Source organism: Bartonella sp. Raccoon60 (assembly GCF_002022585.1).
Lineage (GTDB): Bacteria > Pseudomonadota > Alphaproteobacteria > Rhizobiales > Rhizobiaceae > Bartonella > Bartonella rochalimae.
Genome location: NZ_CP019786.1, coordinates 24,316 through 39,874 on the forward strand (window position 1 = coordinate 24,316; position 15,559 = coordinate 39,874).

The following is a 15,559-nucleotide window of genomic DNA, read 5'->3' on the forward strand; positions in this document are numbered from 1 at the left end:
TAGTGATCTATCGATGTGCTTCTATGATTTTGTAGCCATGAACTTCTTCATGGATAAAAACTGTGCAGAAGAGCTTTTTTAATAGTGTTTCATAAGGTAGATGGCGATTTGCAACGAGAAGCAAGCGACCTTTAGGTTTAAGGTATTTTGCAGCATTTATAATAAAATGCTGCCCTAATGAAATGTCTGTTGTTTGTTGTGTATGAAATGGTGGATTTGAAATAATTGTATCATAAAGATTTTTTATAGGCTCATAAATAAGATCATGCCAATAAAAGCCAATCGGAAGAGAGGTTTTTATATGCTGTAGATGTTTTTTTGCTGCCTCTAAAGCGTTATAGTCGGCTTCATAAAGGTCGAGTGCAGTTAAGTTTTTGCTTACTTCAAGTGCAGTATAAGAAAGAAATCCCCAGCCCGCTCCAAAATCAGCTGTTTTTCCAAAAATGACTTTATGTAAATAAGGTATAAGTGCAGCAGACCCTGGGTCAATACGACCATGAGAAAACATACCAGAAGTAGTTTGAAATTTATTTCCAAAACTGAGTGGTGATGAGCGAAAATGAGCAATATTTTGTTTATCTATTTTTTGCGGTACTTGCAACCAGAAGATATGGCTATGATTTTTGGATAATTTTTTACTAATAGGAACAAGAGTGTTAACCCATTTCATCATTGAGGCAGAACCAGCAGTTTTTTCTCCACTAATGATGATCCATCCACCAGGTTTGACTCGTTCTAATAGATCAAGAAAACGATTTTGATTAAGATCACGATATTTACTAAGTTGTAGCAGTCCTCCATCATAGATTATGGTTTGATTTATTTGGGGGCTACATTGAAATTTAGCATTGGTAAATTTTAAAAAGTCTTGTCGCCAAGGGGTTACAATTTCAAGATTTTTTATCCATTGTTTATCAGGAATTTTAGTTAAACCAAAACCTAAAAAATATTGGTTCGAACAAGGTCTAGGGAGATCATAGCTTTCAAAAGGTAAAAATAGAGACACATTTTATTCTTTCAAAGAAATGCCTCTCCAATATTTTAGAATGGCATTTTATTTTACAGTAAGAAAATAAAATTAATCTTCTTTTTTCTTACGACGGTTTTTCTTTTCAGATCGATTCCTTTCATGAATATTACCGCCTTTTTCTGTTTCTATTGAGTCATCATGGATAAGCTCTTTTCCAGTTTGTTGATCAACGACTTTCATCGATAACCGAATTTTACCACGTTCATCGAAGCCCATTAATTTAACCCAAACCTTATCACCTTCTTTGACAATATCAGTTGTTTTTGCTACCCGTTCTACCGCGAGTTGAGAGATATGAACAAGTCCATCGCGAGAACCAAAAAAATTAACAAACGCTCCAAATTCTGCAATTTTAACAACTGTTCCTTGGTAAATAGCACCGACTTCAGGTTCATCAACAATTGAAAGGATCCAATTTTTTGCTGCTTCAATGGTTTTTAAATCAGAAGAAGCAATTTTAATTGTTCCATCATCCTCAATATTAATTTTAGCTCCAGTTTTTTCCACAATTTCTCTTATTACTTTACCACCAGAACCAATAACATCACGAATTTTATCTACAGGAATATTCATCATTTCAATACGTGGAGAAAATTCGCTGAGTTCACTACGTGCACGAGCTAAGGCCTTTGCCATTTCATTGAGAATATGGATTCGACCATCCTTAGCTTGTGCAAGTGCGATTTTCATAATCTCCTCAGTAATACCGTCAATTTTTATGTCCATTTGCAGAGAAGTAATTCCGTTTTCTGTACCTGCTACTTTGAAATCCATATCACCAAGGTGATCTTCATCCCCTAAAATATCTGATAGAACGGCAAATTGTTTACCTTCTTTAATCAAACCCATTGCAATACCAGCAACAGGGTTGGCTAAAGGAACACCTGCATCCATGAGTGCTAGTGAAGTTCCACAAACAGTTGCCATTGAAGAAGATCCATTTGATTCAGTAATTTCTGATACAGTACGAATAGTATAAGGAAATGATTCTTTTGTCGGCAACATGGGATGAATAGCACGCCACGCTAATTTACCATGACCAATTTCACGGCGGCCAGGAGAACCAATACGGCCTATTTCACCTACTGAAAAAGGTGGAAAATTGTAATGGAGAAGAAATGTTTCTTTATACATACCTGTCAAGGAATCTATATATTGCTCATCTTCTCCAGTTCCTAATGTTGCTATGACAAGTGCTTGTGTTTCACCACGAGTAAATAATGCTGATCCGTGTGTGCGAGGTAAAATACCTACTTCTGATTGAATTGAGCGAACATCTGAAAGATTTCGTCCATCAATGCGTTTTCCCGTATCAAGGATGTTTTGGCGAACAATTTTTGCTTGCAACTGTTTGAAAACAGTTGCAATCTGATCTGTATTAAATTCACAGTTTTTTTCTGTTTCTTGTGTGAATTTATTGATGACTTCTTCTTTAAGAAGATCAAGTGCAGCATGACGTTTTTGTTTATCAGTAATTGTATAAATGTCTCTGAGATCTTGTTCGACCATTTCAAGCATATCTTTTTCAAGGATAGATAGATCCTCTGGAATAAAGTCGCGGGGCTCTTTAGCAGCTACTTCGGCAAGTTTGATGATTGCATTAATTACAGGTTGAAAACTTTTTTGGCCAAACATGACAGCGTCTAACATTACATCTTCAGGTAATTCATGTGCTTCTGATTCAACCATTAGTACAGCATTTTCTGTTCCAGCAACAACGAGATCAAGTTTTGATTCAGGCATCTCGTCAATATTAGGATTAAGAATATATTGTCCATTGCAGTAACCAATACGAGCAGCGGCAATTGGGCCCATAAAAGGAATACCTGAGAGAGTTAGTGCGGCAGAAGATGCAATTATAGCAAGAATATCAGGGTTGTTTTCTAAATCATGCTGGATGACAGAAACGATTACTTGTGTATCATTTTTATAACCATCAACAAAGAGCGGGCGAATTGGACGATCAATTAACCGTGAAATTAAGGTCTCACTTTCACTTGGACGGCTTTCGCGTTTTAAATAACCTCCAGGTATTTTACCAACTGCATAGTTTTTTTCTTGATAATTAACGGTGAGCGGAAAAAAATTTTGATCTGGTTTCGGAGTTTTTGCTGAAACGACAGTTGCCAAAACAACAGTTTCACCATATGTAGCAAGAATCGCGCCATCTGCCTGACGTGCAATTTTTCCTGTTTCGAGGATAAGTGGCCGGCCGGCCCATTCAATTTCTACCTTATGGGTTTTAAACATTTTTTATCCTTAATGACCTAATATTTACATTGTGATTTTGTGTTATGTTTCAAAGTTATGGGTAATACAACAAGACATTTCTATATTTTGCATAGAGAGAAATAAATGACAGATCAAATGGAAACACCCGGCAATCTTGCTCACGATTCTTCATTAGTCTTTGATTACGAGCAGTATATTAAAGTAAAAGAGTGATTTTTCGTAAAAAAATACTCACTTACTTTTCTTCAACGGCGTAAGCCTAATCTTTCGATAAGTTTCTGATAGCGATCTTGATCAACACCTTTTAGGTAATCAAGAAGTCGGCGGCGTTGGGATACCATCTTTAAAAGACCCCGACGAGAATGATTATCTTTTTTGTGAGATTTAAAGTGGTTGGTTAAATTAGAAATGCGTTCAGAAAGAACAGCAACCTGAACTTCTGGTGAACCTGTATCACCGATTTTAGTTTTATATTCTGTAATAAGAGCTTTTTTACGCTCAGCAGTAATCGACATCGTATTGTCCTTTCAAAAAATAAGCAAAAAATACCTCTAGCCAAGATGTCGTCCAGCAAAGGCTATAAAAGAACAAGAAGAGAGAAAATCTTACTTGCTTTGATACTGATATTTGGTACTTATATAGGAAATAAAGTTAAAATACTAGCCCTTGAAGATTTTCTTTATATAAGTTTATTTTGGCAAATATTTATTTTAAGATTTTTTATGAAAGTTTCTTAAAGAATTATTATTCTAAATAGATAAGATAATAACTTTACATGATGTACTAATAGTAAAGGGACGAATGAACTGCTGATTTGGAGACAAAAGATGCAGAAGGTTTCAACATTAGAGATTTTTCATAATTCAACATTCAGAAATTTATGGGTCGCTACTCTTGTAGCGAATTTAGGTGGCCTTGTACAGGCGGTGGGAGCAAGCTGGATGATGACATTGATTAGTCCTTCTCATTTTATGGTAGGGCTTGTGCAAAGTGCTACGACATTACCTCTTGTTGTTTTTTCTCTGATGGCAGGTGCATTAGCTGACAATTTTAATCGGCGTCATATTATGCTTTTTGCTCAAATTATTATGATGATTGTTTCAATTAATTTGGTTATTTTATCTTATATGGGATTAATTACCCCCTGGCTTCTCTTATGCTTTACATTTTTGATTGGATGTGGAACCGCTTTGTATAATCCTTCTTGGCAAGCAACAATAGGGGATATTGTGAACCGAGAAAATATTTCTACTGCCGTTAGTTTGAATAGTGTTGGTTTGAATTTGATGCGCAGTGTAGGACCTTCTATTGGAGGAGCTATTATTTCTACTTTGGGTGGTATTACAACTTTTTTTGTCAATGCGCTCAGTTATATTCCTTTGATTAGCGTTTTGTTTTTGTGGAAGCCAAATTACAAGAACAATACATTACCAAGGGAGAGTTTTTTAGGAGCTATAGCAGATGGTCTCCGTTATGTAGCAATGTCTCCCAATCTTTTGAGTATTATGATAAGATCATTCCTTTTTTGTGTTGGTGCTGTTTTTGTTTTTGCGTTACTGCCAAGCGTTGTACATGAATTTTTTGAAGGGAATGCACTGTTTTATGGTACATTACTTAGTTGTTTTGGTCTGGGAGCTATTACAGCTGGCGTGATTAATTCGTTTGTACGAAGCAATTTTAAGTCAGAAATAATTGTTGCAAGTGCATTTGTTGGATTGTCCTTTTCTTGCTTTGTTTTAGCAATGAGTCGTTCGTTGTTTATAAGCCACTCTGTTTTATTTCCTGCTGGTTTATGTTGGGTTTTGGCATTATCACTCTTTAATACATCTGTACAGCTTTCTACACCACGTTGGGTTGTTGCGCGTGCTTTAGCCCTTTATCAAACTGCATCTTATGGTGGTATGGCTGTTGGAAGTGCAATCTGGGGTGTATTAGCTGAGGTTTATTCTTTAACAGTCGCTTTGAATGTTTGCGCGATATTCTTAATTTGTGGAGCTCTTGCGGGTATTAAATTTAAAATTCAAGAAATTCCTCAAATTAATTTTGAGCCGCTTGATCAATTTAGAGGGCCAGAGCTTTCATTAGATCTAGCAGGACAAAGTGGTCCAATTATGATTATGACTTATTATCAAATTAATGAAAATGATCTTGCAGAATTTCTTGAAGTTATGAGACGTTGCCGTCATATTCGACTACGTGATGGAGCACGCCAGTGGATTCTTTTGCGTGATCTTGAGAGGCCGGAATATTGGATAGAATCTTACCATATACCAACTTGGGTAGATTATTTGCGCCATAATCGCCGTTGCACAAAAGCAGATATAGAGGTTAACAAACATCTTGATAGATTAAATCGCATATCCAATAGCGTAAAGGTTCATCGCATGATTAAGTGGCAAACAGTACCAAAGATTAATGAGATACATTTAAAACTATCCAATAATCAATAATTTGAGTGTTATAAAATTGAAATATAAAATAGAAAATAGCTATTAGTGTAAAAAAACAGCCTTCTATACTGGGCTTAGCTTAGTGTTAGAAATAGCAGCTCATTAAATTGTGAAAATTCGTTTTGGTTTGAATTGATTTTTATCAATTGTACCTATAGCAAGAAGCTGATCTTTGTAAGTGACATAAACATTTTCTTCATCAATAGAGATGTTATTTTCAAATAAGGGTACTGACTTACCCACTTTTATATGCATTGCTTGAGTTTTATTGAGAGTGTAGTGTGATAGGTAATGTAATGCAGCATCTGTTTTAATCAATAACTGATCAAGTACAGAGAAATCTCTCTTCGGTAGAGTACAATTTTCATCTGCTGTTTCTTTACAAGGCATTGCAACTTTTAATTCATCCCATGTAATGAGATCATTTTCTTTAAAAGGCGTGACTTTTATACGGCGTAGGTCAGAAATATATCCATAACAACCGAGATCGTGTCCCATATCACGTGCTAAGGAACGCACATAGGTTCCTTTTCCACATGTCATTTCAAAAATAGAATGTCCTTGAGCAGTAGTATCGATAAGCTTGAGGGTTTTAATTTCTACTTGACGAGATGAAATTTCAATATTTGTACCTTTGCGTGCTAAATCATAGGCACGGTTACCAGCAATTTTAATTGCTGAAAATTTTGGAGGTTTTTGCCAAATAATACCTGTATATTTTGGTAAAAGAGCAAGAATATTTTCTTGTGTTGGGCGTATCGAAGATGTTTTAGTAATTTCACCTTCTAGATCATCTGTGGAACGCTCTTCTCCCCAGGCTACACAAAAATGATAAGTTTTGGTACCTTCCATAACATAAGGAACAGTTTTTGTTGCTTCTCCCAGCGCAATAGGCAATAAGCCAGAAGCAAGTGGATCAAGTGTCCCTGCATGTCCAGCCTTTTGTGCGTTAAAAAGCCATTTGATTTTTGAAACAGCTGCTGTCGAACTCATTCCTTTGGGTTTATCTAGGATGATCCAGCCGGAAATAGAACGACCTTTTTTTGTACGTTGTCGTGTCACGTTTTTTGATCTTTAAGTTTATCATTATGAAGATCACGCGCAACCTCAGGTGATCGGAGTAAAGTATCAATTTTTGCAAAATTATCAAAACTGTTATCGAATCGAAAACGGAGTGCAGGCATGTATTTCATTTGCCGTAACTGATGACTGATCGCTCCACGGATAAAACGACTATTTTTATTTAAAGCGCTAACGATAGCATCATGAGAAGTTTGATCGACGGTATTGAGAAAGGAAACAAAGCAAGTAGCAATTTTCAAATCTGATGACATACGCACTTCAGAGACAGAAATAACAATATTTTTAAAGGTATCATCAAGCAAAACACCTCGTTGCAATATATGAGCTATTGCGTGGCGAACCTGTTCTCCTACTCTTAATTGCCGTTGTGATGGATGTATATTTTTTACCAAAATTATAACCTTTTATATCCTGTTTTCCTTTTGTTCTCTTAAAAGATAAGAAAAGATAGAAAGATTGTATTAAGTTTAATACTTTTCTTTTTTAACTATTAGATAAAGAAAGCTCTTAGGTGACCTTATAATGTACGATTAATATGCTCGACTCGGAAAGTTTCAATAATATCACCCGCGCGAATGTCATCATAGTTTTCAAATGCCATTCCACATTCTTGACCAACTTGTACTTCACTGACTTCATCTTTGAAGCGTTTGAGTGTTTTAAGTTTTCCTTCATGAATAACGATATTGTCTCGAATTAGCCGGACGCCAGCTCCTCGTTCTATTTTTCCTTCTGTAACCCGACAACCAGCAACTTTTCCGGTTTTTGTAATGTTAAAGATTTCTAGAATTTCGGCATTACCGAGGAAGGTTTCGCGCTGTTCTGGTGATAGCAATCCTGACATAGCTGCTTTTATATCGTCAACAAGATCATAAATGATGTTATAATAACGGATTTCAATTCCTTGAATTTTAGCTGCATCTCTTGCTTGTTTATTCGCTCGAACGTTAAAGCCAATAACAGCGGATTGAGAGGCTTCAGCGAGAGAAATATCACTTTCAGTAATACCTCCAGCACCGGAGTGTACGACGCGTGCACGCACTTCCTCATTGCCTAGTGTTTCTAACGCTGAAGTGATCGCTTCAATAGATCCTTGGACATCTCCTTTGATGATAAGTGGGAATTCTTTTACACCAATAGTTTGTAATTTTGTCATCATTTGTTCAAGAGAACCACGAGAGCTAGTTTGTCGAGCTACAGCTTTGTCACGAGCTAAGTGTTGGCGGTATTCAGCTATTTCTCTTGCTTTTGCTTCATTTGTCACTACAGCAAATCGGTCACCAGCTTGTGGTGTACCTTGCATGCCTAAAATTTCAATTGGTGTAGAAGGCTCTGCTTTTTTGATATGACAACCACAATCATCAATTAAAGCACGAACACGTCCCCATTCATTGCCTGCAACAATAATGTCAGAAAGTTGTAATGTACCTTTTTGGATAAGAACAGTTGCAACAGGCCCCCGTCCTCGATCAAGTTTAGCTTCAATAACAACGCCTTCTGCTGTTCGCTCTGAGTCCGCTTTAAGATCAAGAAGCTCAGCTTGAAGAAGAATAGCTTCCAAAAGTTTATCAAGATTTTGTCCAGTTTTGGCAGAAACTTCAACTTCTAAAGTTTCACCACCCATGGCTTCAACAAAAACTTCATGTTGCAAAAGTTCTGTACGTACTTTTTGTGCGTCGGCAGTTGGTTTATCAATTTTGTTAATAGCAACAATAATGGGAACATTAGCGGCTTTTGCATGATTAATGGACTCAATTGTTTGTGGCATCACACTATCATCGGCGGCGACTACTAAAATAGCAATATCAGTTACTTGAGCACCACGAGCACGCATAGCTGTAAAAGCAGAATGTCCAGGCGTGTCGATAAAGGTAATCTTTTGACCATTTTGCTCAACTTGATAAGCACCGATATGCTGTGTAATTCCACCTGCTTCACTGGAAACAACATTGGCTTTACGAATAGCATCAAGAAGAGAAGTTTTTCCATGGTCAACATGACCCATAATGGTTACAACAGGTGGACGTGGACGCATCTTTAATGGATCATCACTGATATTGAAAATACCATCTTCTACATCAGATTCTGAAACACGTTTAACTGTATGACCAAATTCAACAGCAATGAGCTCTGCAATATCCGCATCGATGACATCACCAGGCTTCATCATTTGTCCTTGTTTCATTAAAAATTTAATAACATCAACCGAACGTTCGGTCATGCGCTGAGCGAGCTCTTGGATGGTAATGGTTTCAGGAAGAGTAACTTCACGAGAAATTTTTTCTCTTGGTTCTTGATTTTGTGCACGTTTGAATTTTTCCTGTCGACGACGCATTGCTGCTATTGAACGTCCACGTCCACTTCCTTCTTCATCCAACGCACTATGAAGAGTAAGTTTTCCTCGACGACGCTCATCAGCTCCTTTTACAACTTTAGGTGAACGCATTTCTGGTTTAGAAGAATTAGTGCGTCGGTTATGTTTGTCTTCATTATCATGATCATCTATAATACGTTTTTCTGCTATGGGTATATTTTTAAGCGGAATAGCTGCTTCTAATGCTTTTATATCTATTGCTTCGATAGATTCTGTTGAGGGGAGTGTAGAAGTATGAGTTGGAATTTGATCTGTGGTGTTCTTACTTTCTCGTAATGTTTGCTTTTCTTGATGAGTTTGTAAATGCAAACGTTCTTCACGTTCTTTGTCACGTTTTTCTTTTTCAGCTTGTTTACGTATTATTTTTTCTTGGATATGTGCTTCTTCTAAAGCACGGCGCCTCGCTTCTATTTCTGCTGATGAAAGGTTGCTCGGCGCTATAGGTTTACTGGGCGGTATTTCTTCAAATTTTGGTTTGGAGTGTTGAGCTACATGCGGTTTAGTAATAGGCTGTGGTGCTTCAGTTTTTTCGTCCGGGCGTGTAATTTTGCGTCGTTTAGTTTCGACAACCACAGCCTTTGTACGACCATGGCTGAAATTTTGTTTGATCGTACTAGTTTCTAATCCTGATCGTTTTAAGGTCAGTGTTTTTTTAGCTGTTATTTTGTCATTGTTTTTTTCACTCATTGTATTTCCTTCACGGCCTTTGCCGTTATTGCACTAAGCTTACTATATTTATCCTCACGATAGGTGATTAATTTGTATATCGTTTTGATAAATCCCTCTGCAGCTTTCGTATTCAATAAGGCAGCATGTATCACAGGATTAGTTCCAAAAGCCATACTCATTTCATCACTTGTAAATAAAGATATAACTTTTATATTCTGATTTACTTTTTTTTGTATTGCGTGGATGGCTTGTGAAATTTTGCGTTTTCCATCTTCTTTTGCTTCTTTTGCATGGAGAACAAGAATAACCTGACCGGTCCGAATAGCAGAAACAACTTTGGTTGATCCTGTAACAATAGTCCCTGCTTTTCGAGCCATAGAAAGGCTTGAAAGTGCAGCTTTTAGTAGTAATTTATCCACAATATGAGCGAGGTTTTCAGAAACCTCAACATCTGTTTTAAGATTTTTGCTAAAAGCTTTACGTTTGACTGCCTCTTCTATGATAGTGTGATGCGCAGAAACCCAAAGACCACGTCCGGGTAAATTAGCTTTAAGATCAGGGATAATTTGATTATTTGGACCAATGACAAAACGGATCAGCGCTGCTGCTGAAGCACTTTTCTTTGTCACAATACAAGTCCGCTCATTCATTTAAAATTTATCCGCATCCAAATTATCTGTTGCTTCATCTTCTACAGGATGTTGTTTAATAAGATCAGCTTGATTTATCCAACCTGCTTGCACGCGTGCTGCTAACACCATGGCTTCTGCATCTGCACGGGTAATGTCAAAGGGTGTCAAGATGCCAGGAAAATTTTGTGTTTGACCTTCTTTACATTCTCTCCATCCAACGAGATCATCAACTGCATAGCCTGCAAAATCCTCTATTGTTTTTACACCATCCTCACCTATAGCAACTAGCATAGCATTTGTTATACCAGGCAGTGTTTGCAATTCATCTGAAACACCAAGCTCTTTACGCTTTTCGTTGAATTCTTTTTCTTTACGTTCTAAATATTCACGTGCACGATTTTGGATTTCTGAAGCAGTATCATGATCGAAGCCGTCGATAGACTCTATTTCTTCAAGATTAACATAAGCGATTTCCTCAATTGAGGTGAAACCTTCTGAAGCCATAACTTGCCCAACCATTTCATCAACATCTAAAGTTTCCATGAAAAGCTTGCTACGTTCAGTGAATTCTTTATGACGATTTTCAGATTCTTCTTGTTCTGTTAGAATATCAATATTCCATCCTGTTAATTGCGAAGCTAAACGCACATTTTGTCCACGTCGACCAATTGCAAGACTAAGCTGATCACCAGGTACGACGACTTCAATACGTTCTGCATCTTCATCAAGAACAACTTTCGAAACTTCAGCGGGCTGCAGTGCATTGACGATAAATGTTGCAGCATCAGGTGACCAAGGAATAATGTCAATTTTTTCGCCTTGTAATTCTGCAACAACAGCCTGAACACGGCTTCCTCGCATTCCAACACATGCACCAACGGGATCAATTGAGCCATCGCGTGAAACAACAGCGATTTTTGCACGTGAGCCTGGATCACGAGCAACAGATTTAATTTCTATGATACCATCATAAATTTCTGGGACTTCCATAGTAAAAAGTTTTGCCATAAATTGAGGGTGTGTCCGTGAAAGGAAAACTTGTGGTCCTCTTGGTTCACGGTGTACGTCATGAACAAACGCACGAATGCGATCTCCATAATGAAAAGATTCCCGCGGAATTAATTCATCACGTCGCACGATAGCTTCTCCACGACCTATATCGACAATAACATTGCCATATTCCACACGTTTAACGGTACCAGAAATAATTTCACCAATTTTATTTTTGAATTCTTCAAATTGGTGATTACGTTCTGCATCACGTACTTTTTGCACAATAACCTGTTTAGCAGATTGTGTTGCAATGCGTCCAAAATCCATGGGAGGTAAAAGATCGGAAAGAAAATCACCGACTTTTGCGTCTTCTTTGCGTTTTAGGGCATCAGATAAAGCTATTTCAGTTGTATAATCTTCAACGACATCAACAACTTTAAGAAAACGTTGTAATTTAATTTCACCTGTTTTAGAATTGATCTCAGCACGGATGTTGGTTTCTTGTCCATAACGAGAACGTGCTGCTTTTTGAATAGCATCAGCCATTGCAGAAATGACAATTTCACGGTCAATTGACTTCTCACGTGCAACAGCATCTGCAATTTGCAGAAGTTCAAGCCTGTTAGCGCTTATAGCCATTGATTTTCTCCTTTTTTATGTCACATGAGGGCAGGGGGTCTGTTAATATTTAAGTGTTATATTTGTTTTCGTTCTTGAGAGGTTTAAGATTATCGTTCGAAATTAATTGTTTGTCTAAATCTTTATTTTTTTTCAATGTATCACGAATAAGTTCATCGGTGAGGGTCAAGTGCGCGTTAGTAATATTAGAAAAAGAAATAAATATATTTATTTCTTCTCTGTGAGCTGTTTTCTCGATATTTAAAGTAAATCCATTTTGTGTAATATCTTTAAGCTTACCACGCAATTTTTGACGTCCATCAATAACAGTGTTGGTTTCAATTTTTGCGAAATGCCCTTGCCAATGAACAAAATCAGATTTTCTTACGAGTGGGCGATCAATACCAGGAGATGAAATTTCTAAGTGATACTTGCGTTCAATAACATTTTCTATGTCAAGGAGAGGGGCAACAGCTCGACTAACTATTTCGCAATCTTCTATTGTCATGGTGCCATTAGTGCGTTCAACCATAATCTGAAGTGTTAAACCATTTAAGCCCAAAAGTTTTGTGCGAACTAACCGAAAACCTAAAGGTTTTAGTAATGGTATAATAAGAGCAGAAACACGTGCTGCAACGCCATCTTCTTCAAATAAACGCGGTTCATCAATATCACCCATTCTTTCAATTTCATTCATATGGTTCATCCAAATTGTTATCGAACTTACAATAAAAAAGAGTGGCTCCAACTGGACCACTCCTCATCATAAGGCCGAAAATCTATCTCTTTATACTCTTAAACAGAGAATTTTACAAGTTATTTATAGTAAAGCATTTTATCTTTTATTGTTTAATAAAAGTAAGGTAAGTGGGTGTTCTGCCTTCACATAGGGCTTTGGCTTCATATCGGGTGCTTGGCCATAGTGGATAGGGAATTTTCCAGTCTGTAGGTTTTTCTGCGAGCCATTCAAAACTATTGTGTTGAATACAATGATAAAGCGTCCAATTGATATAGTCATCTATATCACTAGCAAAGCGGAATTTTTTACCGGCTTTAAGAACTCGAGAAAAACGGTTTAGATTTTTTTCATTAATGAACCGTCGTTTCCAATGCTTTTTTTTAGGCCATGGGTCAGGATAAAATAAATCTATTCCATCAAGAGATTCTGTTGGTAACCAATCAAGAAAATGTGTAGCATCATCGTTATAAAGACGAAGTTGATTTTGATATTCTTTGTGCTTTTCAGTGTATGATAATATTTTTGCCATTCCATTAATAAAAGGTTCTATACCGATAAAACCAGTGCGTGGAAAATGCTTCATTTCATGGAGTAGATGTTCTCCGCTACCAAAGCCAATTTCAAGTCGAACTTCTTCCACTGGATTGGTGAATAAAGATACTAACTTTAAAGGTGCAGGTTTGCTTAAATCAATGTTAAGAGTAGGAAGAAGCGTATTTATAAGTGTAATTTGATTGTTTCGTAGCCGTTTTCCTCGTCGGCGACCAAAAAAAGCTTCACTCATACGCGTTTTATGTGTAGTCATGATATTTTAATCATTTTTTTAAGTTGTCCAACTAAATCAGTTTTTTCCCAAGAAAATGAACCATCATGCTCTGGTTTGCGTCCAAAATGGCCATAAGCTGCTGTTTTTGCGTAAATAGGTTTGTTGAGATCAAGATGCTTTCGGATGCCTGTTGGTGATAAATCCATTATTTTTGGAATTGCGGCTTCAATAGCACTTTCATCTACTTTTCCTGTTCCATGGAGGTTAAGATAAATGGACAAAGGTTCTGCAATGCCAATTGCATAGGAGAGCTGAATAGTGCATTGATCTGCTAAATCAGCTGCAACAATATTTTTAGCTAGGTAGCGTGCAGCATAAGCTGCAGAACGATCAACTTTTGTTGTATCTTTACCTGAAAAAGCCCCACCACCATGAGGTGCGGCACCACCATACGTATCCACAATAATTTTCCGTCCTGTTAATCCCGCATCACTTTTAGGACCACCAATAACAAATTTTCCTGTTGGATTAATATACCATCTGCATTGATTGGAGATTGGGATATCATGTAAAGCTTGCAAAATATAGGGTTCAACAATTGTACGGACTTTATTCGAATCCCAGCTTTCATCAAGGTGTTGTACTGAAAGGACAATAGATGTCACTTCCGCAGGTTTGCCATTTTTGTATTCTATTGTTATTTGGCTTTTAGCATCTGGTCCTAATTTACCAGTTTCTCCCTCTTTTCTATGACGGGCTATTGCAAGATGTTCTAAAATCTTATGTGCATAATAAATTGGTGCAGGCATGAGATCTGGTGTTTCACGGCAAGCATATCCAAACATAATGCCTTGATCACCTGCTCCTTCTTCACCATGACGATCAATGGCATGATCAACTCCTTGTGCGATATCAGCTGATTGAGGGCGTAAAAGAACATCAATTTTAACGGTTTTCCAATGAAAATCTTCTTGTTCGTAGCCAATAGCACGAATGACGTGACGTACAACTTTACGAAAAGGGGTAGGATTAACAATAAGAGAACCAGCCTTATCGCGTATAAATTGACCGTTTTTATCTTTTTTTAAGAGTGTATCGGGAACACGTACCTCACCAGCTATGACAACACGATTGACACTTACTAAAGTTTCACAAGCAACTCGTATTAACCATGGATTAGTTTTGGCTTTGTGAGATTCTCTGTAAACCATATCAACGATTTCATCAGAAATACGGTCACAAATTTTATCAGGATGTCCTTCCGATACCGACTCACTTGTAAAAAAATAATTTTGATGCGGCATAGGAACTCTCTCAAATAAAAAAGAAGTCAATATTTCATGTTTGGTAGACTCAAATTTGCTTTATTTGCCAATCCTATGCCAAATCGTCAATAATAATGTAAAAAAGAATATAATTTTATATCTCATCGTTATGATCTTCTTCAGAAAGAGCCTTCGCTAAATCAATAATTTTTCGGCGCACTTTAGCATCAGATATATTGGTAAAAGCACGCATTAATTGAATGCCTTCACTACTAGAACAAAAATCTATAAAATTATTATCACTTTCCGTAAAACCTTCTAAAGATTGTATACCAATTCCTTTATCAAAAAAATAGGAAACTGGAACATCCATAATTTCTGCAATTGCTTGGAGGCGGCTTGCTCCAACACGATTTGTTCCTTTTTCATATTTTTGAATTTGTTGAAAAGTAATACCTAATTTTTCACCGAGTTTTTCTTGAGTAAGACCTAATATATTACGACGCAAACGAATACGGGTTCCAACATAAATATCCATTGGATCGGGTTTTTTTCTAGTTTTGGTCATAATGCAACTCTTTATTTTCAGCGCTTTGTTTTTAAACAAACATTAGGTGCATGTGAGGTTAGTTTATTATAAATGAAAATTATATAATACTTTTCTTGACGTTACTGGTACACATAACATGATATTGTACATAAGTACTC

Annotated in this window: 13 protein-coding genes; 1 reads left to right on the top strand and 12 read right to left on the bottom strand. The window is 36.9% G+C overall.

What is annotated here, in order from left to right:
* Window positions 1–7 precede the first annotated feature (7 nt).
* The 3 genes from Bra60_RS00105 to rpsO all read right to left on the bottom strand — a co-directional run bounded on the left by Bra60_RS00105 (window position 8) and on the right by rpsO (window position 3,777).
* The gene (locus Bra60_RS00105; protein ID WP_078697971.1) at window positions 8–1,006 is read right to left on the bottom strand and encodes a class I SAM-dependent methyltransferase; all 999 of its coding nucleotides are present in this window, start codon (window positions 1,004–1,006) and stop codon (window positions 8–10) included.
* A 72-nt stretch (window positions 1,007–1,078) separates the two neighbouring features.
* On the bottom strand, window positions 1,079–3,280 hold the full coding sequence (gene pnp / locus Bra60_RS00110) for a polyribonucleotide nucleotidyltransferase (RefSeq protein ID WP_078688231.1): 2,202 nt from the start codon (window positions 3,278–3,280) through the stop codon (window positions 1,079–1,081).
* Between the two features lie 227 nt (window positions 3,281–3,507).
* The gene (rpsO, locus tag Bra60_RS00115) at window positions 3,508–3,777 is read right to left on the bottom strand and encodes a 30S ribosomal protein S15 (protein ID WP_078688232.1); all 270 of its coding nucleotides are present in this window, start codon (window positions 3,775–3,777) and stop codon (window positions 3,508–3,510) included.
* 312 nt (window positions 3,778–4,089) lie between these two features.
* Here rpsO and Bra60_RS00120 point away from each other — a divergent pair, with 312 nt between their 5' ends.
* Window positions 4,090–5,712 (top strand): MFS transporter, encoded by a 1,623-nt coding sequence (locus tag Bra60_RS00120; protein WP_078688233.1) that lies wholly within the window; start codon window positions 4,090–4,092, stop codon window positions 5,710–5,712.
* A 102-nt stretch (window positions 5,713–5,814) separates the two neighbouring features.
* On the opposite strand, the gene truB is transcribed toward Bra60_RS00120, so the two are convergent.
* From truB to Bra60_RS00165, 9 genes are all read right to left on the bottom strand, one after another.
* Window positions 5,815–6,774: a tRNA pseudouridine(55) synthase TruB gene (gene truB / locus Bra60_RS00125; protein WP_078688234.1), complete on the bottom strand. Its 960-nt coding sequence runs from the start codon at window positions 6,772–6,774 to the stop codon at window positions 5,815–5,817.
* Entirely contained in the window at window positions 6,771–7,187 is a 417-nt protein-coding gene (gene rbfA / locus Bra60_RS00130) for a 30S ribosome-binding factor RbfA (protein ID WP_035005589.1), read from the bottom strand. The genes truB and rbfA overlap by 4 nt, the downstream gene beginning before the upstream one ends.
* 125 nt (window positions 7,188–7,312) lie before the next feature.
* Complete coding sequence (gene infB / locus Bra60_RS00135; RefSeq protein WP_078688235.1) at window positions 7,313–9,856, bottom strand: translation initiation factor IF-2; 2,544 nt, start codon at window positions 9,854–9,856, stop codon at window positions 7,313–7,315.
* Complete coding sequence (locus Bra60_RS00140; RefSeq protein ID WP_035005592.1) at window positions 9,853–10,488, bottom strand: RNA-binding protein; 636 nt, start codon at window positions 10,486–10,488, stop codon at window positions 9,853–9,855. Before Bra60_RS00140 ends, infB begins: the two co-directional genes overlap by 4 nt.
* The gene (nusA, locus tag Bra60_RS00145; protein WP_078688236.1) at window positions 10,489–12,102 is read right to left on the bottom strand and encodes a transcription termination factor NusA; all 1,614 of its coding nucleotides are present in this window, start codon (window positions 12,100–12,102) and stop codon (window positions 10,489–10,491) included. It lies immediately after the preceding gene.
* A gap of 49 nt (window positions 12,103–12,151) precedes the next feature.
* Entirely contained in the window at window positions 12,152–12,778 is a 627-nt protein-coding gene (gene rimP / locus Bra60_RS00150; protein WP_078689011.1) for a ribosome maturation factor RimP, read from the bottom strand.
* A 145-nt stretch (window positions 12,779–12,923) separates the two neighbouring features.
* Window positions 12,924–13,625, bottom strand: a complete 702-nt coding sequence (locus tag Bra60_RS00155; RefSeq protein WP_078688237.1) for a tRNA (guanine(46)-N(7))-methyltransferase TrmB — start codon at window positions 13,623–13,625, stop codon at window positions 12,924–12,926.
* Window positions 13,622–14,890 carry a methionine adenosyltransferase gene (gene metK / locus Bra60_RS00160; RefSeq protein WP_078688238.1) on the bottom strand — a complete coding sequence of 423 codons (1,269 nt, stop codon included), beginning with the start codon at window positions 14,888–14,890 and terminating at the stop codon, window positions 13,622–13,624. Before metK ends, Bra60_RS00155 begins: the two co-directional genes overlap by 4 nt.
* 115 nt (window positions 14,891–15,005) lie before the next feature.
* Window positions 15,006–15,419, bottom strand: a complete 414-nt coding sequence (locus tag Bra60_RS00165) for a helix-turn-helix domain-containing protein (protein ID WP_035005602.1) — start codon at window positions 15,417–15,419, stop codon at window positions 15,006–15,008.
* Window positions 15,420–15,559 lie beyond the last annotated feature (140 nt).

Excerpts from the sequence above, each read along its gene's own strand:
- infB (WP_078688235.1), bottom strand. The coding sequence starts at position 9,856 with ATGAGTGAAAAAAACAATGACAAAATAACAGCTAAAAAAACACTGACC.
- Bra60_RS00140 (WP_035005592.1), bottom strand. The coding sequence starts at position 10,488 with ATGAATGAGCGGACTTGTATTGTGACAAAGAAAAGTGCTTCAGCAGCA.
- Bra60_RS00120 (WP_078688233.1), top strand. The coding sequence starts at position 4,090 with ATGCAGAAGGTTTCAACATTAGAGATTTTTCATAATTCAACATTCAGA.
- metK (WP_078688238.1), bottom strand. The coding sequence starts at position 14,890 with ATGCCGCATCAAAATTATTTTTTTACAAGTGAGTCGGTATCGGAAGGA.
- Bra60_RS00155 (WP_078688237.1), bottom strand. The coding sequence starts at position 13,625 with ATGACTACACATAAAACGCGTATGAGTGAAGCTTTTTTTGGTCGCCGA.
- Bra60_RS00165 (WP_035005602.1), bottom strand. The coding sequence starts at position 15,419 with ATGACCAAAACTAGAAAAAAACCCGATCCAATGGATATTTATGTTGGA.
- nusA (WP_078688236.1), bottom strand. The coding sequence starts at position 12,102 with ATGGCTATAAGCGCTAACAGGCTTGAACTTCTGCAAATTGCAGATGCT.
- pnp (WP_078688231.1), bottom strand. The coding sequence starts at position 3,280 with ATGTTTAAAACCCATAAGGTAGAAATTGAATGGGCCGGCCGGCCACTT.
- rpsO (WP_078688232.1), bottom strand. The coding sequence starts at position 3,777 with ATGTCGATTACTGCTGAGCGTAAAAAAGCTCTTATTACAGAATATAAA.
- rimP (WP_078689011.1), bottom strand. The coding sequence starts at position 12,778 with ATGAATGAAATTGAAAGAATGGGTGATATTGATGAACCGCGTTTATTT.